A 22,119-nucleotide genomic window follows, 5' to 3' on the forward strand; every position below is an offset into this window, starting at 1 on the left:
AACATGTATAGACATATTCATCAGGCTGGACAGGCGAGCGGAATTCGCGGCAAAACTTCGACGACCTCCTTCGCAGCCGCCCAAACGGGCAGGCCGGCTCGAGCGGGCGAAACCGATCGCAGAGCGGGCGCGCAAACCAGATGCGCGGACATCGCCCATCGCGATGGCGCGTTACGGCCTAACTTTTGGGCAATTTCGCAGCTGCACAGAGATTGACACGCCGCGCATGAGTCGGTGTTATGTCTAGGCTTATTCGGGAAGGCGCCGACGGCCCGTCCTGCCCTCTATCTCCACCGCAGGAGACCGGCATGAAAAAACGCATGTTTCTGAAAACGGCGCTCGGCCTCGCCATGGCGCTGTCGATGCCTCTCATGGCCCATGCCGAGGATGCGCTGGCGCGCGTCAAGGCGGCGGGCGTTCTGAAGGTCGGCACCGAAACCGCCTTCGCGCCCTTCGACTTCATCGACGAGGCGGGCGAGCATACGGGCCTCAACGTCGATGCCTTCAACGAGATCGGCAAGGAACTCGGCGTCAAGGTCCAGTGGGTCGAGCTGCCCTGGGACGGCGTGCTGCCCGGCCTCGAAGCCGGCCAGTTCGACGTGGTGGCGGGCCCCGCCACGATCACCAAGGCCCGCACGGAGCGCTACCGCTTCCTGTCGCCGGTCGCCGAGGCGACCGTCGCTTTCCTGAAGGCCAAGGGCGACGACAGCATCCAGAAGCCCGAGGATGTGGCCGGCAAGCTCGTCGGCGCGGGCAAGGCCACCTCGCAGCTGGCGCAGGCCATCGCCTATGGCAAGACGCTGCCCAAGCCGATTGAGACGCGCGAATATGTGGGCTTCAACGAAGCCTATGCCGATCTTGCCGCCGGACGCATCGCGGCGGTCGCCAATTCCTTCCCCAACATCGCCTATGTCGCGGAAAAGCAGCCCGACATCTTCGCCGTCGTGAACCCGCCCTTCGGCCAGAAGAGCTATTTCGGCTTCATCGGCACCAAGAAGGCCGACGATCAGCCCCTGCTCGACGCCATGCAGGCCGCCATCGTCAAGATGAAGAAGGACGGCCGCCTCGGCGAACTCCAGAAGAAGTGGTTCGGTGTCACCTTCGAGACGCCCGACGTCGCGCCCGAACCCGCCTTCTGATCGAAACTCGGGCCGAGCTGATCCCTCGCTCGGCCCGCCTTCCCTTCGAGGACGTCCCTTATGTCGATGCGGCTTTTCGAGCTGATGCTCTGGGCGGCGGGCAATACGCTGCTTCTCAGCGCCGTCTCGATCGTGATCGGGCTCGCTCTCGGCCTCGTGATCTGCGCCGGCCGCCTGTCGCCGAGCGCGCTTCTGCGCTGGCCGGCGGTCGCCTTCATCTCCTTTTTCCGGGGCGTTCCGCTGCTGGTGCAGCTCCTCCTGATCTATAATCTCCTGCCCGTGCTGGGCGTCATGGTGCCAAGCACCGTCGCGGCCCTGATCGGCCTGTCGCTCTGCACCGCCGCCTATCAGGCGGAAAACCTTCGTGGCGGCTTCGCCTCCGTTCCCAAGGGGCTGCTGGAAGCGGCCGACATGGTGGGCCTCAACGCTTGGCAGCAGTTCCGGCGCATCCGCGCGCCGATCGCACTGCGCCTCACCATCCCCGCTCTCGTCAACGAAGCGATCCTGATCCTGAAAGCGTCCTCCCTGATTTCCGTCGTCGGCGTCATCGAGCTGACGCGCATGGCGCAGAATCTGGCGGCCAGCACCTACAAGCCGCTCATGTTCTATGCGGTCGCGGGCGGGCTCTATCTCGTGATGAACTGGAGTTTGGCCGGCGCGGGCTCGCTCGCCGAACGCCTCGTGAAGACAGGCCGGGCATGAATTTCGACGTCGATCTCATTCTCAGCCAGCTTCCGGCCATTCTCTCGGGTTTGCGCGTCACGGTGGCGATCTGGATCGCATCCACGCTCGGCGGCCTGATCCTCGGGTTTCTGGTCGCGACGCTTCGCCAGTTCGGCCCGCTCTGGCTCGGCTTGATCCTGCGTTTCTTCGTGGAGATCCTGCGCGGCACGCCGTTTCTGGTGCAGATCTTCCTTCTCTATTTCGGCGGCCCGGCCATTGGCCTGCGTCTCGACCCGATCCCCGCCGGGCTGATCGGCCTCACCATCTACGGCGCGGCCTATTTCTCCGAAATCTTCCGCGCCGGCTTCCGCGCCATTCCGCCTGGACATGTGGAAGCTGCCGAATGCGTCGGCCTCACGCGTGCGCAGATCATCCGGCGCATTCTCCTGCCCGAGATGACCATGCTGGTCCTGCCGCAATGCGTGAACATGACCATTCTCCTCGTCAAGGAGACGGCGGTTCTCTCGATCATCACCGTGCCTGAAATGACCATGGTGATCGGGGCTATCGGCTCGCAGCAATATGCCTTTGTCGAAGCGATGTTCCTTCTCGCCCTTTTCTATTGGCTTCTGGTCGAGGTCTGCGGGTGGCTCGGCCGCTTCAGCGAACGTCGGCTTTCCAAGTTCAGGTTCTCATGAGCACGAGCATCCCCGCTATCGCCGTCCGCAACCTCACCAAGCGCTTCGGCGAAACCGAGGTGCTGAAGGGCATCGACCTCGAAGTGCCGCGCGGCGGCACGACCTGCCTCATCGGCCCCTCGGGCTCGGGCAAATCGACGCTCCTGCGCTGCATGGCCTTTCTGGAAGAGGCCACCAGCGGCACGATCCATATCAACGGCGCGCCGCTCGGCTTCACCGAGGATGCGAGCGGCCGGCGCACGCGCCTGCCGGCCACCAGCATTCGCGAGGTGCGCGGCCATATCGGCATGGTCTTCCAGCAGTTCAATCTCTGGCCGCACATGACCGCGCTCGGCAATGTCTGCGAGGCGCTCCTGCGCGTGCGCGGTCTGAAGCGGGACGAGGCCGAAGCGCGCGGCATGGAGCAGCTGCGCCATGTGGGCCTTGCCGAGCGCGCCGGGCATTATCCCTCGCAGCTTTCGGGCGGGCAGCAGCAGCGCGTCGCCATCGCCCGCGCGCTGGCGCTCCAGCCGGCCATCATGCTGTTCGACGAGCCGACCTCCTCGCTCGACCCGGAACTGACGGGCGAGGTGCTGAACGTCATGCGCGCGCTGGCCGCCGAAGGCATGACCATGGTGGTCGTCACGCACGAGATCGGCTTTGCCGCGACGGTCGGGCAGAAGATCGCCTTTCTGGACGGCGGCAAGCTTCAGCTCGTCGGCCCGCCGGCGGAAGTCTTCGCCCATCCCCGCCATCCGCGTCTGACGCAGTTCCTGGAAACCTATCTCGACCGCGGCGCGGCCATGCTGCTCCAGGCCCCTTGAGATACGCGCCTTGGCGTCTGTGATAGTCGCCCCCCGCCCTTCGCTGCATCAGACGATCCTGGCCGAGCTGCGCGGGCGCATCCTGTCGGGCGAATGGCCGCCCGGCACGCAGCTGCCCTTCGAACAGGCGCTTGCCGCGCAGTTCGGCTGCTCGCGCATGACCGTCAACAAGGTGATGGGCGAACTCGTCTCGGCCGGGCTGATCGAGCGGCGGCGCAAGGCCGGCAGTTTCGTGCGCCGCCCGCAATCCTATTCGGCCGTGATGGAGATCGCCGATATCCGCCGCGAGGTGGAGGGACTGGGCCTCGCCTACGGGTTCGAGATGATGCGTCTCGAGCAACGCGAGGCGGACGTGCAGGACGCCAAGCGCCTCGGCCTCGGCGAGCCACGTCCTGTCCTGTCGATCCTCTGCCGGCACTTCGCCGCGCGCCAGCCCTTCTGCCTCGAAAACCGGCTGATCGACCTGACCGTCGTGCCGGACGCGGCCGAGACGGCGTTTTCCGCCGCCGAGCCGCCGGGCGCCTGGCTGATGGCGCGCGTGCCCTGGACCAGCGCCGAGCACACGATCCGAGCAGCGGGGGCCGACGCGCTCACATCGGCTGCGCTTCTGATCCCGCCCGGTACGCCCTGTCTCGTCATCGACCGGCGCACCTGGAACTCGGATGCGAGCGTCACCGCCGTCGAGATCACCTATCCCGGCGAGGCGCACGAACTCGTCGCGCGCTTCACGCCCTCGCCGGGCGCATGATCATCTACCGCCGCACGATCACGCCCGGATTCATCAGCCCCTCCGGGTCGAGGCTCGCCTTGATATGGCGGATCAGGGCGAGCTTGCCGGAGTCGCTCGTCGCCTCCATCGGCGAGATGCGCTTGGTGCCGACACCGTGCTCGGCCGAGAACGAGCCGCCGCGCCGCTTCACGTCGCGATAGAGAACGTCTTCCACCGCTGCCATGCGCGCGGGCTCCAGCGGGCCGGAGCAGTTGAGGATGACATGGAGATTGCCGTCGGCGAGATGCCCGAAGATCAGCGGCTCGAAGGCCCCATCCAGCGCCTTCAACTCCGTCTCCACCCGCTCGACATAGTCGGAAATCTCGGACTGCGGCAGCGACACGTCGAAGGAGGGCGCGCCGGGATAGGCGTGATAAACCAAGTCGGTGTCCTCGCGCAGCCGCCAGAGTTCGCGCTCCTGCCGGCTCGACTGGGCGATCAGACCGCTCGCGTCGGGGAAGCGTTCCACCACCGTCTCGAACAGGGTCTCGAAGGCGGCGGGCAAGCTGCCGTCTTCCGCACCACCGATCGACAGGAGAAGATAGATCGGGGCCGAGCGGTCGATGGCGGCGTCGCGCCAGCCGAGCGCTTCGGCCGTCAGATCCAGAAACGGCTTCCACATGGCTTCCGCGCCGCGCAGATCGACGCCGGGCATCCGAAGCGCCAGCTGGATCACCTCCAGAACGGCCTCGACCGACGGCAGGCCGAACAGCGCCGTGGCGCTCGCCTGCGGCAGCGTGTCGAGCTTCAGGACGGCGCGGGTGACGATGCCGAGCGTGCCTTCCGCGCCGATCAGGAGATGTTTCAGATCATAGCCGGCGGCGGTCTTCACGACGCGGGTGAGATCGCTCATGACCGTACCATCGGGCAGCACGGCTTCGAGGCCGAGAATGCGATGACGCATGACGCCGTTGCGGAAGGCCATGATGCCCCCGGCATTGGTCGAAATCATGCCGCCGATCGTCGCCGTGCCGCGCGAGGGCAGGTCGATGCCGGGCTCCAGCCCATGGCGCGCCGCCGCCTCCTGCACCGATTGCAGCGTCGCGCCGGCCCCGACTGTGACGGTGCGCTCGATCGGGTTGAGCCGTTCGACCGCGTTCAGGCGTTGGGTGGAGAGAATCAGCTGACCCGGCCGCGACACCGAGCCGCCGACGAGACCCGTACGCCCGCCCTGCGGCACGACCGAAACTCCCGCCTCGCGGCATAGACAGACGAGCGCGGCGATTTCATCCGTTGTGCCGGGCAGGGCCAGGATGCCGCCCTTCAGATTGTCGGCGTTCCAGCCGGGATCGACCGCCGCCAGCGCGTCGTCGGTCTTCGCGTTGGACGAGCCCAGAAGCGCGCGGAGCTGGTCTTCGAAACCGGCGGGGAGGGGCAGGGCGGTGTCGCTCATTGCGCGTCCCTCCAGCGGATCAGGGCGGCCAGGAAGCGCTCGCTGTCGGACGCGGTGCCGATCGTCACGCGCAGGAAGCGCTCGAAGCCCGCCTCGCGCCAAGGCTTGATGATGATGCCCTCCGATAGAAGCGCGGCCGCCGCCTCGGCGCTGTCGCCCCCCGTGTCCACGAACAGGAAATTCGTGCGCGAGGGCGCGACACGGAAACCAGCCTTCTTTAAGCCTTGAGCGAGCGCCCCGCGCCTCACTTCCAGCTTTGCGACGGAGGCGCGCATCCAGTCCTGATCGGCCAGCGCCGCGAGGGCTGCGATCTGCGCCGCGCCGTTGACGTTGAACGGCGTTTTCGCCGCTGCAATCGTGCGCGCGAGGGCGGCGTCGGAGGCCAGCGCATAGCCGACGCGCAGGCCCGCCAGCCCATAGGCTTTCGAGAAGGTGCGCAGGATCACGAAGGGCAGGCCGGCTTCACCGAGGATGCGCTGTGCATCGGGCAGCGCGTCGCCGCCATATTCGAAATAGGCCTCGTCCAGGACGAAGAGCGTGCCGAGCCCCTTTGCAGCCTCGGCCAATCGGCGGAGGCCGGCTTCATTCAGCGCCGGGCCGACCGGGTTCCAGGGCGAGGAGAGAAAGAACAGCGCCGGGCCGTTTCGTAGCGCCTCTTCCAGCGCGGCGAGATCGAAGCCGAAATCCTCGCGCATCGCGATCTTGCGCACCCGCGCGCCGGCCGCCAGTGGCTCGATCTCGTGCAGGCCGAAGCTCGGGGCGACGGTCAGGACGTCCCGGCCGGGCTCCAGCGCGGCGCGCGAGATGGCGGCGATCAGCTCTTCCGAGCCATTGCCGCAGACGATGCGATCGGGCTCGGCCCCAAGAAACGCGCCGATCGCCTCGCGCAGCGCCGTGCAGGCGGGGTCGGCATAGCGCGAGGGGTCGAAGCCTCGAAGCGCTTCCAGGACACGCGGCGAGCAGCCGTCCGGGTTCTCGTTGCTGGCAAGACGCGCGATATCGTCACGCCCGCTGGCGCGGCGCGCGACGTCGAGGCTGAGGCCGGCATTGTAGGGCGGCAAGGCCGCGACATGCGGATTGAGGCGAAGACGGGCATGTGCGTCGCTCAAGGGTGCGGACTTTCAAGGAAGGAGAAGCGGCGGGCGCCGTCAGATGTCGAGCGTGACGCTGCCGCGCGGCCGCGTACAGCACAAGAGCACTTCGCCGGGCGGGGGTTCGTCCAGAGGGTCTTCGAAATACTCGACCTCGCCGGACAGAATCCTAGTGCTGCAACTCATGCAGACGCCCGCGCGGCAACTGAAGGGCGGGGAAAGGCCCGCGCCTTCGGCAAGGTCCAGAAGCGAACCGGAGCTCTCGCTCCACGCCGCAGACGTGCCTGAGACCGCAAAGGACACGAGCGGGCCTTCGCCCGATGGGGCAGGGGCCGGCTCGGGAACGGTAGCGGGGGCCACGACGACCTCCGGCGCGCCAAGAAGCGACGCCGGACCGAAGAACTCGTAGGCGATGCGCTCGGGGCGAAGCCCAAGGCTCGTCAGCGCGTCATATTGCGCGCGCATGAAGCCGGGCGGGCCGCAGAGATAGGCGTCGTAATCATCGAGCGGCAGGAGCGATTGCAGGACCTCCCGCGTCACCAGCCCCGAGGCGACATGCCGGGCTTGGCTCGTGTCAGTCTCATCCGGTGTGCGGTAGATGAAGGCCGTGCGAATGCCAGGGCGGCGCGCCGCCAGCGCTTCGACCTCATCGGTCAGCGCGTGGTGGCGACCATTCTCGGCGGCGTGGATGAAGAAGACGGGCCGCTCCGATGTCTCGGCCAGGCGATGCAGCATGGCGACCAGCGGGGTCAGGCCGACGCCGCCCGACAGGAGCAGCACGGCGCGTAGGCTCGCCTCGTCCAGCACGAACTCGCCGCGCGGCGCACTGGCCAACACCTCGTCGCCCGGCTGAAGGCGATGGTGGAAATGGCCTGAGCCGAGCCCCGCGCCATGCTCGCCGCCCGCATAGGGCTCGCGCTTGACGGACACGCGATAGGTCCGCCCGTCCGAGGGGCCGGAGATCGAGTAGTTGCGTAGGGCCCAGCCGCCCGGCGCGCTCGCGTCGGGCACCCGGAAGACGAGGAACTGGCCGGGGCGGTAGGGCGCCCAGTCGCCCGGATCGACCGGCTCGAACCGGAAGGAGGCGATGGCCTCGCTTTCCGGCCTGATGTCGATGAGGCGAAGGCGCCGGAAGCCCGAAGGCGCGGCCTCGCTCATTCGGCCGCGACCGGCGTTGCGGGCGCAAGGGCCGCGCGCTCGGCCTCGATCATCTGTTGGAGGCGGCGGCGGAAGCGCAGTGGGCCGACGTCGATCTTGAGATCGAGATTGGGCGTCTGCTTGTTGGCCATGCCCTGATGCACGGCTTCCAGCACCAGTTTATCCTCCTCGAAGGCCCCGCGCACGGACTTGGCGAAGCGCGCCGAGACCTCGGCATCATCAGGCGCGAAATTGCGCATCTGGAACCAGTAATATTTGGTGTGGTTCTCATCCACCGGCGTCATGAAATTGTAGCTGTCCATGAGGAACACGTCCTCATGCAGAGGCTCGCCCTCACGATAGCTGTTGGCCGGCACAAAGATGGCCTTGATGATCGCGTTCGAGGGATAGCGCACCTCGTAATGCTGCTTGCGATCGCAATTGCCGGAGAATTTCAGGAAGGGCGCGTAGAAAGGCGCGGGCTCGGAATCGATCATCCAGCGCCAGACCGTCACGCCATTGGGGGCGACCGTGGTTTCCAGTGGCGTTTCCTCGCAGGCGGAACTCGCGAACGAGCTCTGGTGCACCCAGGCGACATGCGAGGGGTCGAGCAGATTGTCGGTCATGTAGAGATAGTTGCAGTCCAGAACCATGGACTCGCCACGATTGATGCCCCAGGCGGGATCGCCCCAATGCTCGACCTGGAAAATCTCGGCCGGATCGGCCTTCTCGGCCTCGCCCATCCAGATCCAGAGAAGCCCATAGCGCTCGTGGATCGGATAGGAGCGCACGCGCGCCACATGCGGAATGCGCTCGGCGCCGGGAACGCGGGTGCAGGTGCCCGTGCCGTCGAAGGTCAGGCCATGGTAGCCGCACTCGACATCGTCGCCCTTGACCCGGCCCATGGAGAGCGGAAGCTTGCGATGCGGGCAGGCATCCTCCAGCGCGGCGACCGCGCCGTCGCGGCGGCGATAGAGGACGATGTTCTCGCCGAGGAGGCGAACCGGCAGGAGCCCGTCCCTCACTTCATGATCCCAGGCGGCGACATACCAGGCGTTTTTCAGAAACATCGATCCCATCCTCGACCTGCCGTGTGCGGCCATTGTCGAAACTTTCGGCAGGATGGGCAACGGGCTGAAAACTGTGCTATGTTTTAGTTATTCTAAATCCAATCTGAGCCCGGCTGTCCAGATCCGACATGGCGCCCATTCCCCATCTGAAAGCGCTCCAAGCCTTCGCCGCCTTCGGCACGTATGGCAGCGTCAGCGAGGCGGCGCGCGAGCTCGGCGTGTCGCCCGGCGCGGTGACGCAGCAATTGCAGAAGCTGGAGGAGCATCTGGGCCTCGCGCTGATCGACCGGCATGGGCGGCGCATGGAGCTGACGCGCTGGGGCAAGCTCTATCATGCCGAGATCCAGGCGGGCTTTTCCCAGCTCTCCGGCGCGGCCGAGATCGTGCGCCGCGCCCATGCCGACACGGCGCTGAGCCTGAGTGCTCTCACCTCGGTTCTCGGCAAGTGGATCGGGCGCGAAATCTTCGACTGGCGGGCGCTCTGTCCGGGCGCGGCGGTGCAACTCGTCGGCACCGAGCAGGAGCCCGACTTTGAGCGGGACGGGATCGACTTTCGCATCTTCTACGGGCCGCAGCCGCGCTACCACCATGCGATCGAACTCTTCACCGACTGGGCCGTGCCCGCCTGCGCGCCCCGACTGATAGAGGGGCAGGATCTGGCCACCGGCGAAGACATTCTGCGCTTTCCGCTGCTTCACATCGTCTGGTCGGGCGCGGCCTCGCGCGCGCCGAGCTGGGAGGATTGGGCGGCCAGCATCGGCGCGCCGGCCAGCGCCTTCCCGCGCGATCTCTCCTATATGCTGTCCTCCAGCGCCATTGACGCGGCCGTCGCGGGTCGAGGCTTCGTGCTGGCGCAGATGTCGATGATAGCGGACGAGCTAGAAACGGGCCGGCTTGTCATTCCCTTTGACCACCGCCTGCGTCTCGCCGCGCCCTACTATCTCGGCTGGCACCCGGCCTCGCTGGAGAAGCCTTTCGCGCGGGATTTCCATCGCTGGCTCGTCGCCAAGGGGCGGCGACAGGCGATGCTATCCGCGCCCGGTAGTGCAGGCTGACAAGAGGCCGGCTGACTCTCAGCCCATCCGCTCCGAGGCGTGATCGCCGGGCGAGGCCGGGAAGACCACCGTGCGGTCGCCATTGGGGAAGACGCGGTGGTGGATATGGGCGTGGATCGCGCGGGCGAGAACCTGCGCCTCGATATCCCGCCCGATCGTCACGTAATCGGAGGCCGACTGCGCGTGCGTGACGCGCGCCACGTCCTGCTCGATGATCGGACCTTCGTCTAGATCGGCCGTCACATAATGGGCCGTCGCGCCGATCAGTTTCACGCCCCGCTCATAGGCCTGTTTGTAGGGATTGGCACCCTTGAAGCTCGGCAGGAACGAGTGGTGGATGTTGATGATGCGGCCCGACATGCGCTGGCACATCGCGTCCGACAACACCTGCATGTAGCGCGCGAGCACGATCAGTTCGGTGCCGGCTTCCTCCGCGATTTGGAGAATGCGCGCCTCGGCCTCGGGTTTGTTGGCCTTGGTCACTGGCACGTGGTGAAACGGAATGTCGTGGTTCACCACGAGCTTCTGATAGTCGAGATGGTTGGAGATGACGCCGACAATGTCGATCGGCAGCGCGCCGATGCGCCAGCGATAAAGAATATCGTTGAGGCAATGGCCGAAGCGCGAGACCATGAGCAGCACCTTCATGCGCCGCGTTCTGTCATGAAAGGCGTAGCGCATGTCGAAGCGATCAGCGAGATCGCTGAAACCGTCCTCGATCGCCTCCAACCCCGCCCCGTCCTCGGAATCGAACCCGACGCGCATGAAGAAGCGTCCGGCCTCGCGATCCACGAATTGCGCGGAGTCCAGAATATTGCAGCCGCGCCCTGCCAGATGCGCCGAGACGGAGGCGACGATGCCGCGCGTCGAGGGGCAGGAGGCGGTCAGAACATACTGGCTCATGGCGACGCTCGATTCTGAATACACTGGAGGAAGAGGCCGGCAGGGCCAGCTCTCAACATTCGGGCAGGTTGACCGCGAGGCCGCCGAGGCTCGTTTCCTTATAGCGATGGTCCATATCCAGCCCGGTCTGGCGCATGGTCTCGATACAGGCGTCGAGCGGCACGAAGTGCAGCCCTTCGCCCTTCATCGCGAGCGAGGCGGCCGTCACCGCCTTCACCGCGCCAAAGGCGTTGCGCTCGATACAGGGCACCTGCACCAGCCCGCGCACGGGATCGCAGGTCATGCCGAGATGATGCTCCAGCGCGATCTCGGCGGCGTTTTCGACCTGGAGCGGATTGGCACCCATCAGCGCCGCAAGGCCCGCCGCCGCCATGGCCGAGGCCGAGCCGACCTCGCCCTGGCAGCCGACCTCCGCGCCCGAGATCGAGGCGTTGCGCTTGATGATGCCGCCGATCGCCGCCGAGGTGAGAAGGAAGGTCCGCAGATCGGCCTTGGTCGCATCCGTGTGGAAATGCCGGACATACTGCAGAACCGCCGGCACGACGCCCGCCGCGCCATTGGTCGGCGCGGTGACCACGCGCCCGCCGCAGGCATTTTCCTCGTTGACGGCCATGGCGTAGACCGAGAGCCAGTCATTGGCGAGAAGCGGCTGGAAGACGTTGCGCGCGGCGTCCGCTTGGAGCTTGTCGTGGATCGCCTTGGCGCGGCGGCGGATCTTCAGCCCGCCGGGCATGATGCCCTCCTGCCGGATGCCGCGCCGGATGCAGTCGGCCATGGTTTCGGCGATGGCGTCGAGCCTTGCGTCGAGATCCTGCGCGCTCGTCAGCGTCAGCTCGTTCTCGCGCTGCATCTCGGCGATCGACAGGCCGGAGCGCGCGGCCATGGCCAGCATCTCGCTGGCGGAGGTGAAGGGATAGGGCACGCCTGGGGCCGCCTCGCCGGCTGGCGGGACCGTATCCTTGCGGCTCAACTCGTCCTCGTCCACCACGAAGCCGCCGCCGATCGAATAATAGACGCGGCGCAGCAGCATCGCGCCGTTGCGATCCAGCGCCTCGAAGGCGAGCCCGTTAGCATGGCCCGGCAGCGCCCGCGCGCGATCGAAGACGAGATCGCGCGCGGGGTCGAAAGCGTAAGCCGGGTGGCCGCCCGGCTGCACCTCGCCCTTCGCCGTGACGCTCGAAACGATCCCTTCGACATCGTCCGGGTCGATCGTGGCGGGCGTGTAGCCGGCGAGCCCCAGCACCACGGCGCGGTCGGTCGCGTGGCCGACGCCGGTAAAGGCAAGCGAGCCGTGCAGGATGGCGCGCAGGCGGTGGACGATCGCCCCTTGCGGGCGCGGCCATTGGCCCGTCTTGAGTTCAGCAAGGAAGCGCGCGGCCGCCGTCATCGGTCCCATCGTGTGGGAGCTGGAGGGGCCAATGCCGATCTTGTAGAGATCGAAAACACTCAAGAACATGTCGGTTCACCCGTGCCAGATGGCGCGGCCCATCAAGGCCGCCGCATCGTGAAGGACATCGGGGGGAGGCGGAAATCGGGCATGGCGCTCTCCAAACACATGGGAGAAGCCTAGCCGCGTCGCCATCCGGCAGACAGGATATTCACGTCATGCGAGGCCGAGGATTGCGCCATCGCAAGCGCTCGGCATCATCCCTGAAAGACGCCCGTCCAGACGCCGGCGAGCAGGATGAGGCCCATGGCCAAGCGGTAATAGACGAAGGGCCAGGCCGAGAAGCGCTCCATGATGCGCATCAGGCTCCAGATCGCCACGAAGGCCGACAGCGATGCCGTGACCAAGCCGACGCCCAGAACCGCCCATCCCTGCGCGTCGAGCCCGGCATGGTGCAGCTCGACGAGTTCCTTCAGGCCCGCGCCCAGAATGGCCGGCAGGCCGAGCAGAAAGGAAAAGCGCGCCGCATCGTCCCGCTTCAGGCCGAGAAACAGCGCCATGGTGAGGGTCGAGCCCGAGCGGGACACGCCGGGGATGAGCGCGCCGGCCTGCGCGATGCCGACGAGAAGCGCATCCTTGAAGCCGATCGTCTCGAAGCTGCGCCGATGGCGGCTCGTCCATTCCGTCAGCGCCAGAAGCAGCGCCATGACGATAGAGGCAAGGCCGATCACCCAGAGTTCGCGCAGCGGCGAGCCGCAGGCGTTCAGAACGTTCTTGAGAAGAAGGCCGCCGACCACGATGGGCAGCGTGCCGCTCACGATGCCGAAGCCGAGTTTCAGTTCCGGCGCGTCGAAGCGGCGCGCGCCGAGCGCCTTCACCGAACCGCCGACAAGACCGGTGATGTCACGCCAGAAATAGCTGACCACGGCAAAGAGCGCGGCCATCTGCATGGCGGCGGAAAAGGCCGAGCCGGGGTCGGGCCAGCCGAGAACGGCGGGCACGATCCGCATATGCGCCGTGGAGGAGATCGGCAGAAGCTCGGTGATGCCCTGAAACACGCCGAGAATGGCGACCTTTCCCATGCCGAGGGCGGTGAAGCCCGTGTCCACGCCATTGGTGCAAACCGCCGCCATCATGCTCTCCGTGGAAATGGATCGGGCTCGACCAAGCGGGGCCGCGCCCTTGGACGAGAGCCCCCCGATCACACCGCTGTGAAGGGCATGTCCCCCAAAGCCGGCTCTTTTGCAATGCAGCACGAGCGGATGAATCCTTACAGTTTCGTAGGATTCGGATGCGCCGGCGAAAAGCGCCCGCTCATTCAACACAATGAAAGGGCAGAGCTTCACCATTGCGCCGCCGTCTCTTACGATAAGAGACGCGAAAGGAAGTCTGATGCGTCGAATCGGATCGACAGTTCTGGTATCGGCCGCGCTTCTGGTGACGGCACCCGCCTTCGCGGGCCAAGGCGACGATGCGCCGCGCGAGGCGATGGTCGCGCCTGGCTGGATCGCGACGCTCGGCTTCAGCGCGGAGGTGGCGACGGGCGGAGCGAAGTCGCTGCTCCCCACGACCTTCGACCTGCGCCGCGCGGACGAACCGGACAATTTCAGCACGCCCGACGACGCGATGGGTTTCGCGCTGATCGACCGGGACGGATTTTCCGCCGGTCCGGCCATCGACCTGCGCCTGGCCTCCCATAGCGTGGCCGTGGACGCCGGGGCTTTTGCCGAGTGGTGGCCGGATGAGCGCCTGCGCGTTCGCGCCGAGGCGCTGGACAATGTGGGAGCCGGCGAAGGCGCGCATGTCACGCTCGGCAGCGATCTCGTGGTGGCCGGCCCGGCCGCCTCGACCTTCTCGGCCGGACCGCGCCTGACGCTCGGGGACGGAGACTATTTCCGCACGGCAGCCGACGAAGGGCACGGCGTCCATGCCACGACGCGCTTCTACGCGGGCGCGACCACGGCCTTGAAAGTGCCTGTGTCGCCAAGTGTTTCGACCACGATCTACGACGAGTTCCTGACGCCGCTCGCCGGCAATGGCCGGCGCGACGGTCAAGCCGAGAACACGGTCGGCCTCGAACTGGATTTCTCGTTCAAGGTGCCCTGAGGCGTCTTAGAGCTGGAGACGAAACCTCCGGGCGGAGGATGGTCGAGAGATTTTCGCCCGTGGGGCGGGAGCGAAGCGCAGTCGATGCTAGGTCAGCATCGGCGAGCATTCGCGACGGTCCGAAGGACGGGCGAGACACGTGGCTCGCCCTGGATGGCGAAAAGATCCGACCAGCCGACCCCGCGAGGTTTCGGCTATTATGCCATCACGGCTTTCGTCACCGTGATGCCGTGCTTCTTGATGCGATGCCAGAGGCTGCGCTCGTTGATGCCGAGAAGGCGCGCCGCTTCCACCTGAACGCCGCCGGTTTCCTTGAGCGCGGCCAGGATGCGGCCTTTTTCGAACGTGTCCAGCGCCTCGTCCAGATCGATCGGGAAGGCGGGCGCGGCGTCGCTAGGGATGGCGGGGCGCTGCGCGACATAGGGCGGCAGATCGGCCGCGCCGATCACCGGCCCGCGCGAGGACAGAAGCGAGCGTTCCACGCAGTTCTGGAGTTCGCGGATATTGCCGGGCCAGTCGTAGCGCATCAGCAGCGCCTCCGCCTCCGGGCTGAAAGCAACGGCGCGGCGGCCGACCTGCGGCCCGATCTCCTCGGCGAAGCGGCGCAGGAGAAGGGGAACGTCCTCGCGCCGCTCGCGCAGGGGGGGCAGGGCGATCGGGAAGACGGCGAGCCGGTAGAACAGGTCCTCGCGGAAATGGCCTTCCGCCACCATGCGCTTGAGGTCCCGATTGGTGGCGGCGACGATGCGCACGTCCACCTGCCGCGTCTGATGGCTGCCGAGCGGCTCGAACTGGCGCTCCTGAAGCACGCGCAGGATCTTGGCCTGAAGGGCGAGCGGCATGTCGCCGATCTCGTCCAGAAACAGCGTGCCGCCATCGGCCTGCGCGAAACGGCCGATCCGGTTGGCGGTGGCCCCCGTGAAAGCCCCTTTCACGTGGCCGAAGAACTCGCTTTCCAGAAGCTGCTCGGGGATCGCCGCCGCATTGACGGCGACAAAGGGTTTCGCCCGGCGCGGCCCGTTGAAATGGATGGCGCGTGCCACGACCTCCTTGCCCGTGCCGCTTTCACCCGTCACGAGAACGGTGGTGCGCGAGGGCGCGACCTCGGTGATCTCCTTCATCACCTCCTGCATCCGGGGCGAGGTGCCGACGAGCCCTTCGATCCGGTAGCGCCCTTCCAGCTCCTGGCGCAGCCGGTCATTGTCGCGCAGCGCGTCGTGGAGGCGCAGGGCGTTGGCGACGGTGGCCTCCAGTTCCTCGAACTCGATCGGCTTGCCGATATAGTCGAAGGCCCCGTCCTTGATGAGTTGCACGGCGTCGCGCAGCGTCGCGAAGGCGGTCATCACGACGACCGGCAGGATCGGATGGGTACGCCGGATTTCGGCCAGAAGCTCGCGGCCCGACAGGCCGGGCATCCTGAGATCGGTGAGCACGAGATCGACGCTTTCGCGCGACAATTGCGCCAATGCGTCCACCGCGCCGCCCGCCTGAAGCACGGTATAGCCGAACCCTTCCAGCATCCCGCTCAGCACATCCAGGAGGCGCTCCTCGTCATCGACGATCAGGATCGTGTGCGTCACGGCGCGGGCTCCTGGCTTGCAGGTGTTGCAACGGGCAGCGTCAGTTCGAACAAGGCTCCGCCTCCCTCCAGGTTTCGCGCCTCGATCCAGCCGCCGTGACCTTCCACGATCGCAAACACCGTCGCAAGGCCGAGCCCGGTGCCATGGGCCTTGGTGGTCATGAACGGGTCGAAGATCCGCTCCAGAAGCGCTGGCGGAATGCCGGGGCCGGTGTCGCGAAACAGGAAGGACAGGTTGCCGGCCTTGGGCGGCGCGATCTCGATGAAGAGCGACCCGCCGCCTTCGCCCATCGCATCCAGCGCGTTGAGCACGAGGTTGAGAAAGGCCTGCGCCATCTGGTCGAGATCGACGGTCAGAAGCGCTCCGCCCGATGCATCCTTCACGTCCAGCGCGACGCCGCGCCGGGCGATCTCGTCGCCGCACAGGCCCAGCACGCGCTCCAGAAGGCTGGCCGCCGTGACGGTGCTCGTGCGCTGGGCGGGGCGGGCGAAGACGAGGAAGTCGCGGATCAACTGGTCGATGCGCCGAACCTCGTCCGCGACATAGCCGAGGCGCCGGCGGTCGGCCTCGGTGAGGTCGGGCTTGCGCCCGACAAGCTCGGCCGTGGTCTTGATGATGCCCAAGGGATTGCGCACTTCATGCGCGAAGCCGGCCGCGACCTCGCCGAGCGTCGCGAAGCGCTCCTTGCGGCGCAGGCGCGCCTGTAGCTGGCGATAGTCCTGCAACTGCGCCGACATGGCGTTGAAGGCGATCATCAGCCGGTCCAGCTCGTCATGGCCCTCGACGGGCATTTCCTGCGTGAAGTCGCCGGCCGCGACCGCCGAAACGCCCTTGGCGAGCCGTTCCACCCGCCGCGTCACGAGGCTGGACAGGGCGATGCCGGCAACGACGGCCAGCCCCATGCCCGTGACGAAGATGATCCAGAGCAGGCGGTTCGACCCGGCGATCGGCGCGCCGTCGAGATCGACGTCCAGCGCGCAGGCGACGACGCCGACGAGCTTGGCACCGTTGCGCACGGGCAGGAGGATGCCGATCGACGCGCCCTGATCGATCCCGTCCTGTTCGAGATAGGAGCCGCGCGGCAAGTCGGCGAGTTCGGCCAGCACCTCAGCGCTCGGCGCCGCGCCGACCGTCTTGGATGAGGACGAATAGACCTGGCGATACGTGCCGCCGATCGGGTAATAGAGGGTCATGTCGAGCGAGCCGATCGTCTCGATGTCCTGAATGAAGGACGCATCGAGAAAGGCTCCGGCGAAGACATGCACCGGGCCGGTGGAGGTCTCCACCGTCCGCTCGTGGCCGGTCATCATCAGGACCTTGCCGCCGCCGCGATAGAGATAGACCTCCGTGCCCTGCTCGAAGGGCAGGCGTTCCAGCCGGTCCACCGGCAGGTTGGAATAGATCAGCCGCCCGTCCGGCTCGCGCAGCGTCAGGAGGTCGAAGCCGAGTGCGCCCATGAAGGCGGCCTGTTTGGGGCCGGGGGGCGGAAGCTGCTCGCCCGAGCGAACCTTGGCGGCGATACGATCGACCCGGTGCAGCATCTCCGGCGCACCCATGGCGAGCCCGATTTCCTCGCCGCCGCGCTTCACGCTCGCCAGAAAGAAGCGTCCGATCTGGAAGAGCCAGGATTGCACATTGTCGGTGTAGGTGGCCGACACCACGGAGGCGGCGATCTGCGAGGTGATCAGCATCGGCACGACGCTGACCGCGACCAGCGCGGCCACGATCTTCCAGCGAATGGAATTGCGCCAGACGCGTCGCAGACGATCGAGGAGCGGCTCCCGCCGGCCCACCGCCTGATCGCTGTCCCGTTTCGCTTCCCCCTCGCTCTCGCTCACCCCTCGTCGTTCCGCATCAGCGCCAGGCCGGAGAGAATGAGCGTGAGGCCGACGATCCGCCAGGTATCCAAGACCTCGCCGAACAGGAACACCGAGGCGGCGACCACCGCGACGGCGACGAGCGAGCTCATCGGAAAGCCGCGCGACAGGGGCATCCGGTCGAGGATCACCATCCAAGCAACGAACGAGCCGATATAGCCGAGCGCGCCGACCCAGACCCAGGGCTCCACCAAGGCCGCCGCCACGAAAGCCCGGCCGAGCGGCAGGCCCGCCAAAGCCTCGCCGCCCGCCTTCAGCGCCGCCTGCGCGGCGGTTTCGAACAGGATCAGCGCGACCCAGGCGAGAACGCGGGGGATGCGCGACGGCGCACGCCCGACAAGGATGGCACCGTTCGCGCTCACGCCGGTTCGCCCGCGAAATCGGCAATCGCCGGGTCGAACCGGTCGAGCCTGACGACGCGCGCCACCTGCAACAGGACTTTATTCACCAGCGCGTTGCGGTGGCGGAAATATTGCCCGTTGGGCGACAGGCGGCAGCCGAGCCGAAGCTTCGGGCCATAGAAGGCCTGCCCGCTCTGATAGACGGGAACTCCGTTCTCGATGCACCAGGCGACGTTGACCATCCAGCTGTTGAAGTAGAAATTGAAATCCCGCGACACGGCGTAGTCCATGCCGATATACTTGTCGATCAGGCGCTCGGGGGTTTCGATGACGAAATTGAAGCCGAACAGCCGCTCTCCATGGAAATAGAGAATGATCGCGGCCCCCTCGCCGAGATGGCGCAGCATGGAGGGGAAATAGTCGCGCGGCAGATGCTCGAACTGCAACTCGCTGTTTTCGACCGTCTGGCAGTAGAGCGCGTAGACCTCGTCGGCGACGTCGTCGATATTGCGCCGCCGCTCGACGCGCACGTCCGCGAAGGCCTTGGCCTTGCGGCGCAGGTCCTTGCGCATGTTGCGCCCCAGCGTGGCGAGATAGGCGTCGACGCTTGCGTAGGGCAGGTCGAGGCTGGCGGTCGGCAGGCCGGGCAGGAGCGCGAAGCCCGAGCTTTCGGCAATCGGCTCCCAGAGACCCCGATCCTTTTCCGCCGCGTCCTTGACGGCGAAGAGCCCGTATCCACGCTGGGCGGCTTCGGCGCGGGTCAGCGTCACAAGCTCCTGCAGAAGCGCGGGACGTCGGCCTGCGGGCACCGAGGGCGCGAAGCCGACATGGCAGATTTCCGCGACGGGTGAGCCGAGCGCGAAAAGATTGAGTTCCATCAGAAACGGAACGATCCGGTGAAGCCGGTCGCTGATCTTGCGCAGCGGGCCTTGCAAGGTCGTATCCAGCCGGTATCGCGTGCCGAAGGCCGGCACGATGGCGAGCGGCCCGGAAGCGTCGGAGAGGACGGCATAGAACCACGTGAAGCCCGGCGGACCGGCGGCCTCGCAGGCGCGGTAGAAGTCGAAATTCTCCGGCTCGCCGGCAAAGCAAAGCTCCCAAGCCTCGCGCCCGATCGCGTCGACGCTCGGATGGAGGGTCAGGCGCGCGCTCATGCCGACAGGCTCTCCATGACGCGGGACACTTCGGTCGGCGCGCCGAGCCGGCGCATGAAATCGACCGAGACATCGGCCACGCGGTCGCGCTCCCGATCCACCGTGATCATGTGATAGCTGTCGTGCAGGAATTCGACCTCGGTCGGCCCGGCGAGATGACGGCAGAGATAGCCGGCATTGCGCGGGCTGCTCACATCGTCTTCGCTGGCCTGAAGGATCAGAGCCGGCACCGCGATTTCGGGCAGTCGCGCCTTCACGAAGCGGATCAGCTTCAGAAGCTCGTGCAAGCTCTGGCCCGGCGTGTCGAGAAGGCCGGCCTCGTCGCTCTGGCCCTTGGTCATGGCCGCGACGATCTTCTCGCGCAGCCGCTCGTCCTTCAGCCCGTAAGGATAGCTTTCGCGAAAGCGATAGAAGCGCCCGAGACCGAGCGCCAGAAAGGGCGAAAGAAGAACGTTGGTCTTCGGGATGCTCCAGCCGTCGTAGAACAGCGTCGGCGAGTAGAGCAGCGTTCCGGCGATGCGGCTCCCGAGTTCGTGCGCAACCGCGAGCGACAGAACCGCACCCATGGACAGGCCGCCCACGAACACGCGTTCGTGTCGCAGCGCCAGCCGCTCGGCCGCCTCGCGCGCGGCGCGCGCCCAGTCGGTCCAGCGCGTGGCGATCAGGTCCGCTTCCGTCCCGCAATGGCCGGGCAGTTGCAGGCCGCAGACGGTGAAGCCCGCGCGGTGGATGCGGCGTGCCACGAGCTTCATCTCGGCCGGGGTGCCGCCCAGACCATGGATCAGGAGCACGGCCGTGTCGCCGCCGGGCAGCAGAAAGCCTTCGCCGGGGAGGAGGGGTTCGTGAAGGGAAGCGTTCATGCGCTCATTCCAATGCAGGCCGCGCCGGCGGCGATCAGGAGAGTGGCGATCCAGCGACGCGGCGAGACCGCCTCGCGCAGAAACAGACGGCTGGCCAGAACCACGCCGACATAGGAGAGGGTCGCGATGGGGAAGGCGAGCGACAGGTCGAGACGCGACAGGACGAAGAGCCAGCAGCCGAACTCCACGGCATAGAGCGCGACGCCCCCCGCGATCGTGGGCGAGCCGAGAACACGGCGAATGAGGCCGCGCTCGGGCTGCGCTTGGCTCTCGTCGCCGTCCAAGCCAAGCTTGAAGAGAAGTTGGCCGCCGACATCCAGCAGGATGGTGAGGCCCAGCGCGACGGGCGCGGCGAGACCGCTCATGCGAAGGCCTCCAGCGCATCCAGAAGAACGGCATTGGTGCGCGCGTTGCGGCGACGAGCGCCCTCCGCGCCGCCGGAAGGCTCCTTGCGCGGCTGGTCCATCCAGGCCTCGGCGAGCTTCATCGGATGGCGATGGTTCGCTGGCGCATAGTCGCCGCAGAGATCGGCGCCGACGATCTCGCAGCGCTCGCCCAGAAGCCGGATCGCTTCCACCACACGCCCGAGCGGCATTTCGCCCTGGTCCCAGTTGGTGGCGGCCTCGTCCGCCGCGAGCACGTCCTTGTCCACCGTGATCCAGATCTGACGGGTCGGCAGCGTCTCGATTAGCCGCGCCATGAAGGCGCGGAAGTTTTCTTCCGCCAGATTGCGCCAGAGAATGAGGCCGTTGCGGCAATGATGGCCCTCCCCATCCGCCACCTCGCGGCGCGTCAGCGTCGGCGGGCGGTTCCAGGCGAAGACCTGAAGCCGCGCGTTCGACAGGGCGGTGAGATTGGCGCCCTTGCGGTCGGGCCGATTGAGATCGTCCGCGCAGGGTCCGAGCGTCACGACGCGGCGCACATGATCCTGCGCCAGCGCCATATTCACCCACCCGCCGCAATGGCGCGCGGGGAAACAGCGACACCAGTCCGGGTGATTGTCGAAATGGATCACCGTCAGCGGCCCCGGCGCGCGCGCGATGAGGGCAGCCGAAACATGATGATAGTCGCCCGAGCCGATCATGGTCAGGAACGGCGCGCCGCTCGCCGCCTCATCCTCGGCCAGCGCCCTCTCCAGCCGCTGCCAGTCGCGCCCCGACGACCACAGGCGCAGCGCGGGTCCTAGGCCGGACAGGTCGAGACGCCGCGCCCGCCCGTCGGCCAAGCGCTCGCGCACCGGCTCCTGATCGGGCAGGCTGGCGTCGAGGTCGAGAATGCGCAGGCGCTGGCGGGACATCAGGCGGCCACCGTGCGCCGGGGTGCCTCGGCGGCGAGAAGCGCCACGATGGCGGGAAGCTCGGCGGTGAGTTCGCAGAACTCGCCGAACGCGACATGCCGGCGGCCGATCTCGGCGCAATGCGCGGCCAGCGCGCCCTTGGCAAGAACGAGATCGACCGCGCCGCTGCCGCAGAAATCCGAACGCCCGTCGCCGATCAGAAGGCTGGGCGCGGCGGGCAGGGCGCCCGCGACCGCGCATTTGCAGGTTCCGGCGGGGCAGCCCGAGGCCGCGTGCGGATGCTCCAGCCGGTAGGAGCGCGCGCCGGTTACCACGAGCCGGTTGGCGCGCAGCGCCAGCCCGCGCACGCCATGGCGCGCCAGAACCCGGCGAATGGCATAGTCGATCCCGTCGCTGACCACCGTCACCCGCGCGCCCAGCCCCTGCGCGGCATGGAGAAAGGCGGGAAAGCCGGGATCGATCTCGACCTGATCGAGCGCGGCGTCCAGTTCGGCAGGCGAAGCGTCGATGAACTCGACCTGGCGTGCCATGCACTCGGCCGAGCCGATCTCGCCGCGCGTCCAGGCATCCTCCAGCGCCTCCCAGCCCGGCCGAGCCAGCGTTTCCAGAAGATGATCGGTCACGTCGGAGCGCGAGATCGTCCCGTCGAAGTCGCAGAGAATGTCGAAGGCCATGGCCTGATCCTTGAGGCTCGGGCCAAAGGCCCCGTACAGCCTCCTGTGCAAGCCTCATGCCAGACGCGCGCCCGCCGCTTTGCCCGAGCGCGCCGCGCGCGGCAGGATATGAAGCCAGCAGC

At 67.0% G+C, this 22,119-nt stretch carries 22 protein-coding genes; 7 read left to right on the forward strand and 15 right to left on the reverse strand.

Annotated features, from left to right (window positions below; all coding sequences use genetic code 11):
- The first annotated feature begins 308 nt into the window (after positions 1–308).
- From NS365_RS15450 to hutC, 5 genes are read left to right on the forward strand one after another with little or no spacing between them, the layout of a single operon-like run.
- Positions 309–1,139: a transporter substrate-binding domain-containing protein gene (locus tag NS365_RS15450; RefSeq protein WP_058601194.1), complete on the forward strand. Its 831-nt coding sequence runs from the start codon at positions 309–311 to the stop codon at positions 1,137–1,139.
- A gap of 60 nt (positions 1,140–1,199) precedes the next feature.
- A complete protein-coding gene (locus NS365_RS15455; protein ID WP_058601195.1) occupies positions 1,200–1,841 on the forward strand; it encodes an amino acid ABC transporter permease in 642 nt (213 codons plus the stop codon).
- Positions 1,838–2,500: an amino acid ABC transporter permease gene (locus tag NS365_RS15460; protein ID WP_058601196.1), complete on the forward strand. Its 663-nt coding sequence runs from the start codon at positions 1,838–1,840 to the stop codon at positions 2,498–2,500. Before NS365_RS15455 ends, NS365_RS15460 begins: the two co-directional genes overlap by 4 nt.
- Complete coding sequence (locus NS365_RS15465) at positions 2,497–3,303, forward strand: amino acid ABC transporter ATP-binding protein (protein WP_058601197.1); 807 nt, start codon at positions 2,497–2,499, stop codon at positions 3,301–3,303. Before NS365_RS15460 ends, NS365_RS15465 begins: the two co-directional genes overlap by 4 nt.
- Positions 3,304–3,313: 10 nt before the next feature.
- Complete coding sequence (hutC, locus tag NS365_RS15470; RefSeq protein ID WP_244498462.1) at positions 3,314–4,051, forward strand: histidine utilization repressor; 738 nt, start codon at positions 3,314–3,316, stop codon at positions 4,049–4,051.
- A gap of 4 nt (positions 4,052–4,055) precedes the next feature.
- On the opposite strand, the gene NS365_RS15475 is transcribed toward hutC, so the two are convergent.
- From NS365_RS15475 to NS365_RS15490, 4 genes are read right to left on the reverse strand one after another with little or no spacing between them, the layout of a single operon-like run.
- Positions 4,056–5,465, reverse strand: coding sequence for an FAD-binding oxidoreductase (locus NS365_RS15475; protein WP_058601199.1), 1,410 nt, complete (start codon positions 5,463–5,465; stop codon positions 4,056–4,058).
- Positions 5,462–6,574 (reverse strand): aminotransferase class I/II-fold pyridoxal phosphate-dependent enzyme, encoded by a 1,113-nt coding sequence (locus NS365_RS15480; RefSeq protein WP_058601200.1) that lies wholly within the window; start codon positions 6,572–6,574, stop codon positions 5,462–5,464. Before NS365_RS15480 ends, NS365_RS15475 begins: the two co-directional genes overlap by 4 nt.
- A 39-nt stretch (positions 6,575–6,613) precedes the next feature.
- Positions 6,614–7,714 (reverse strand): 2Fe-2S iron-sulfur cluster-binding protein, encoded by a 1,101-nt coding sequence (locus tag NS365_RS15485; RefSeq protein WP_058601201.1) that lies wholly within the window; start codon positions 7,712–7,714, stop codon positions 6,614–6,616.
- A complete protein-coding gene (locus NS365_RS15490) occupies positions 7,711–8,763 on the reverse strand; it encodes an aromatic ring-hydroxylating dioxygenase subunit alpha (RefSeq protein ID WP_058601202.1) in 1,053 nt (350 codons plus the stop codon). Before NS365_RS15490 ends, NS365_RS15485 begins: the two co-directional genes overlap by 4 nt.
- 128 nt (positions 8,764–8,891) lie before the next feature.
- On the opposite strand from NS365_RS15490, the gene NS365_RS15495 reads away from it, so the two are divergent.
- Positions 8,892–9,818, forward strand: a complete 927-nt coding sequence (locus NS365_RS15495) for a LysR family transcriptional regulator (RefSeq protein WP_058601203.1) — start codon at positions 8,892–8,894, stop codon at positions 9,816–9,818.
- 18 nt (positions 9,819–9,836) lie between these two features.
- Here NS365_RS15495 and purU read toward each other — a convergent pair whose 3' ends face one another.
- The 3 genes from purU to uppP all read right to left on the reverse strand — a co-directional run bounded on the left by purU (position 9,837) and on the right by uppP (position 13,241).
- Positions 9,837–10,721 (reverse strand): formyltetrahydrofolate deformylase, encoded by an 885-nt coding sequence (gene purU / locus NS365_RS15500; RefSeq protein WP_058601204.1) that lies wholly within the window; start codon positions 10,719–10,721, stop codon positions 9,837–9,839.
- 52 nt (positions 10,722–10,773) lie between these two features.
- Positions 10,774–12,177 carry an L-serine ammonia-lyase gene (locus NS365_RS15505; RefSeq protein ID WP_058601205.1) on the reverse strand — a complete coding sequence of 468 codons (1,404 nt, stop codon included), beginning with the start codon at positions 12,175–12,177 and terminating at the stop codon, positions 10,774–10,776.
- 188 nt (positions 12,178–12,365) lie between these two features.
- Positions 12,366–13,241 (reverse strand): undecaprenyl-diphosphatase UppP, encoded by an 876-nt coding sequence (uppP, locus tag NS365_RS15510; protein ID WP_058601206.1) that lies wholly within the window; start codon positions 13,239–13,241, stop codon positions 12,366–12,368.
- A gap of 259 nt (positions 13,242–13,500) precedes the next feature.
- Between uppP and NS365_RS15515 the strand changes: the two genes are divergently transcribed.
- Positions 13,501–14,214: a MipA/OmpV family protein gene (locus NS365_RS15515; protein ID WP_058601207.1), complete on the forward strand. Its 714-nt coding sequence runs from the start codon at positions 13,501–13,503 to the stop codon at positions 14,212–14,214.
- A 197-nt stretch (positions 14,215–14,411) separates the two neighbouring features.
- Here NS365_RS15515 and NS365_RS15520 read toward each other — a convergent pair whose 3' ends face one another.
- The 8 genes from NS365_RS15520 to NS365_RS15555 are packed head-to-tail and all read right to left on the reverse strand — an operon-like array spanning position 14,412 to position 21,997.
- A complete protein-coding gene (locus NS365_RS15520) occupies positions 14,412–15,794 on the reverse strand; it encodes a sigma-54-dependent transcriptional regulator (RefSeq protein WP_058601208.1) in 1,383 nt (460 codons plus the stop codon).
- Positions 15,791–17,632 carry a sensor histidine kinase gene (locus NS365_RS15525; RefSeq protein ID WP_058601209.1) on the reverse strand — a complete coding sequence of 614 codons (1,842 nt, stop codon included), beginning with the start codon at positions 17,630–17,632 and terminating at the stop codon, positions 15,791–15,793. Before NS365_RS15525 ends, NS365_RS15520 begins: the two co-directional genes overlap by 4 nt.
- Positions 17,629–18,033, reverse strand: a complete 405-nt coding sequence (locus NS365_RS15530) for an EamA family transporter (RefSeq protein ID WP_058601210.1) — start codon at positions 18,031–18,033, stop codon at positions 17,629–17,631. Before NS365_RS15530 ends, NS365_RS15525 begins: the two co-directional genes overlap by 4 nt.
- Positions 18,030–19,166, reverse strand: a complete 1,137-nt coding sequence (locus NS365_RS15535) for a GNAT family N-acetyltransferase (RefSeq protein ID WP_058601211.1) — start codon at positions 19,164–19,166, stop codon at positions 18,030–18,032. The genes NS365_RS15530 and NS365_RS15535 overlap by 4 nt, the downstream gene beginning before the upstream one ends.
- Entirely contained in the window at positions 19,163–20,026 is an 864-nt protein-coding gene (locus tag NS365_RS15540; protein WP_082684635.1) for an alpha/beta hydrolase, read from the reverse strand. The genes NS365_RS15535 and NS365_RS15540 overlap by 4 nt, the downstream gene beginning before the upstream one ends.
- The gene (locus NS365_RS15545) at positions 20,023–20,391 is read right to left on the reverse strand and encodes an EamA family transporter (protein ID WP_058601212.1); all 369 of its coding nucleotides are present in this window, start codon (positions 20,389–20,391) and stop codon (positions 20,023–20,025) included. Before NS365_RS15545 ends, NS365_RS15540 begins: the two co-directional genes overlap by 4 nt.
- Positions 20,388–21,323: an arginase gene (locus tag NS365_RS15550; RefSeq protein WP_206612136.1), complete on the reverse strand. Its 936-nt coding sequence runs from the start codon at positions 21,321–21,323 to the stop codon at positions 20,388–20,390. The genes NS365_RS15545 and NS365_RS15550 overlap by 4 nt, the downstream gene beginning before the upstream one ends.
- Complete coding sequence (locus NS365_RS15555; RefSeq protein ID WP_058601213.1) at positions 21,323–21,997, reverse strand: MtnX-like HAD-IB family phosphatase; 675 nt, start codon at positions 21,995–21,997, stop codon at positions 21,323–21,325. Before NS365_RS15555 ends, NS365_RS15550 begins: the two co-directional genes overlap by 1 nt.
- Between the last annotated feature and the right edge of the window lie 122 nt (positions 21,998–22,119).

The sequence above is a fragment of the Aureimonas ureilytica genome, assembly GCF_001475935.1.
GTDB lineage: Bacteria > Pseudomonadota > Alphaproteobacteria > Rhizobiales > Rhizobiaceae > Aureimonas > Aureimonas ureilytica_A.

What these genes read in the sequence shown, in the direction of transcription:
- NS365_RS15545 (WP_058601212.1), bottom strand. Translation starts at nt 20,391, where the DNA reads ATGAGCGGTCTCGCCGCGCCCGTCGCGCTGGGCCTCACCATCCTGCTG.
- NS365_RS15535 (WP_058601211.1), bottom strand. Translation starts at nt 19,166, where the DNA reads ATGAGCGCGCGCCTGACCCTCCATCCGAGCGTCGACGCGATCGGGCGC.
- NS365_RS15555 (WP_058601213.1), bottom strand. Translation starts at nt 21,997, where the DNA reads ATGGCCTTCGACATTCTCTGCGACTTCGACGGGACGATCTCGCGCTCC.
- NS365_RS15475 (WP_058601199.1), bottom strand. Translation starts at nt 5,465, where the DNA reads ATGAGCGACACCGCCCTGCCCCTCCCCGCCGGTTTCGAAGACCAGCTC.
- NS365_RS15465 (WP_058601197.1), top strand. Translation starts at nt 2,497, where the DNA reads ATGAGCACGAGCATCCCCGCTATCGCCGTCCGCAACCTCACCAAGCGC.
- NS365_RS15550 (WP_206612136.1), bottom strand. Translation starts at nt 21,323, where the DNA reads ATGTCCCGCCAGCGCCTGCGCATTCTCGACCTCGACGCCAGCCTGCCC.
- purU (WP_058601204.1), bottom strand. Translation starts at nt 10,721, where the DNA reads ATGAGCCAGTATGTTCTGACCGCCTCCTGCCCCTCGACGCGCGGCATC.
- NS365_RS15540 (WP_082684635.1), bottom strand. Translation starts at nt 20,026, where the DNA reads ATGAACGCTTCCCTTCACGAACCCCTCCTCCCCGGCGAAGGCTTTCTG.
- NS365_RS15505 (WP_058601205.1), bottom strand. Translation starts at nt 12,177, where the DNA reads ATGTTCTTGAGTGTTTTCGATCTCTACAAGATCGGCATTGGCCCCTCC.
- NS365_RS15455 (WP_058601195.1), top strand. Translation starts at nt 1,200, where the DNA reads ATGTCGATGCGGCTTTTCGAGCTGATGCTCTGGGCGGCGGGCAATACG.
- NS365_RS15450 (WP_058601194.1), top strand. Translation starts at nt 309, where the DNA reads ATGAAAAAACGCATGTTTCTGAAAACGGCGCTCGGCCTCGCCATGGCG.
- NS365_RS15460 (WP_058601196.1), top strand. Translation starts at nt 1,838, where the DNA reads ATGAATTTCGACGTCGATCTCATTCTCAGCCAGCTTCCGGCCATTCTC.
- NS365_RS15495 (WP_058601203.1), top strand. Translation starts at nt 8,892, where the DNA reads ATGGCGCCCATTCCCCATCTGAAAGCGCTCCAAGCCTTCGCCGCCTTC.
- NS365_RS15515 (WP_058601207.1), top strand. Translation starts at nt 13,501, where the DNA reads ATGCGTCGAATCGGATCGACAGTTCTGGTATCGGCCGCGCTTCTGGTG.
- uppP (WP_058601206.1), bottom strand. Translation starts at nt 13,241, where the DNA reads ATGGCGGCGGTTTGCACCAATGGCGTGGACACGGGCTTCACCGCCCTC.
- NS365_RS15485 (WP_058601201.1), bottom strand. Translation starts at nt 7,714, where the DNA reads ATGAGCGAGGCCGCGCCTTCGGGCTTCCGGCGCCTTCGCCTCATCGAC.
- NS365_RS15490 (WP_058601202.1), bottom strand. Translation starts at nt 8,763, where the DNA reads ATGTTTCTGAAAAACGCCTGGTATGTCGCCGCCTGGGATCATGAAGTG.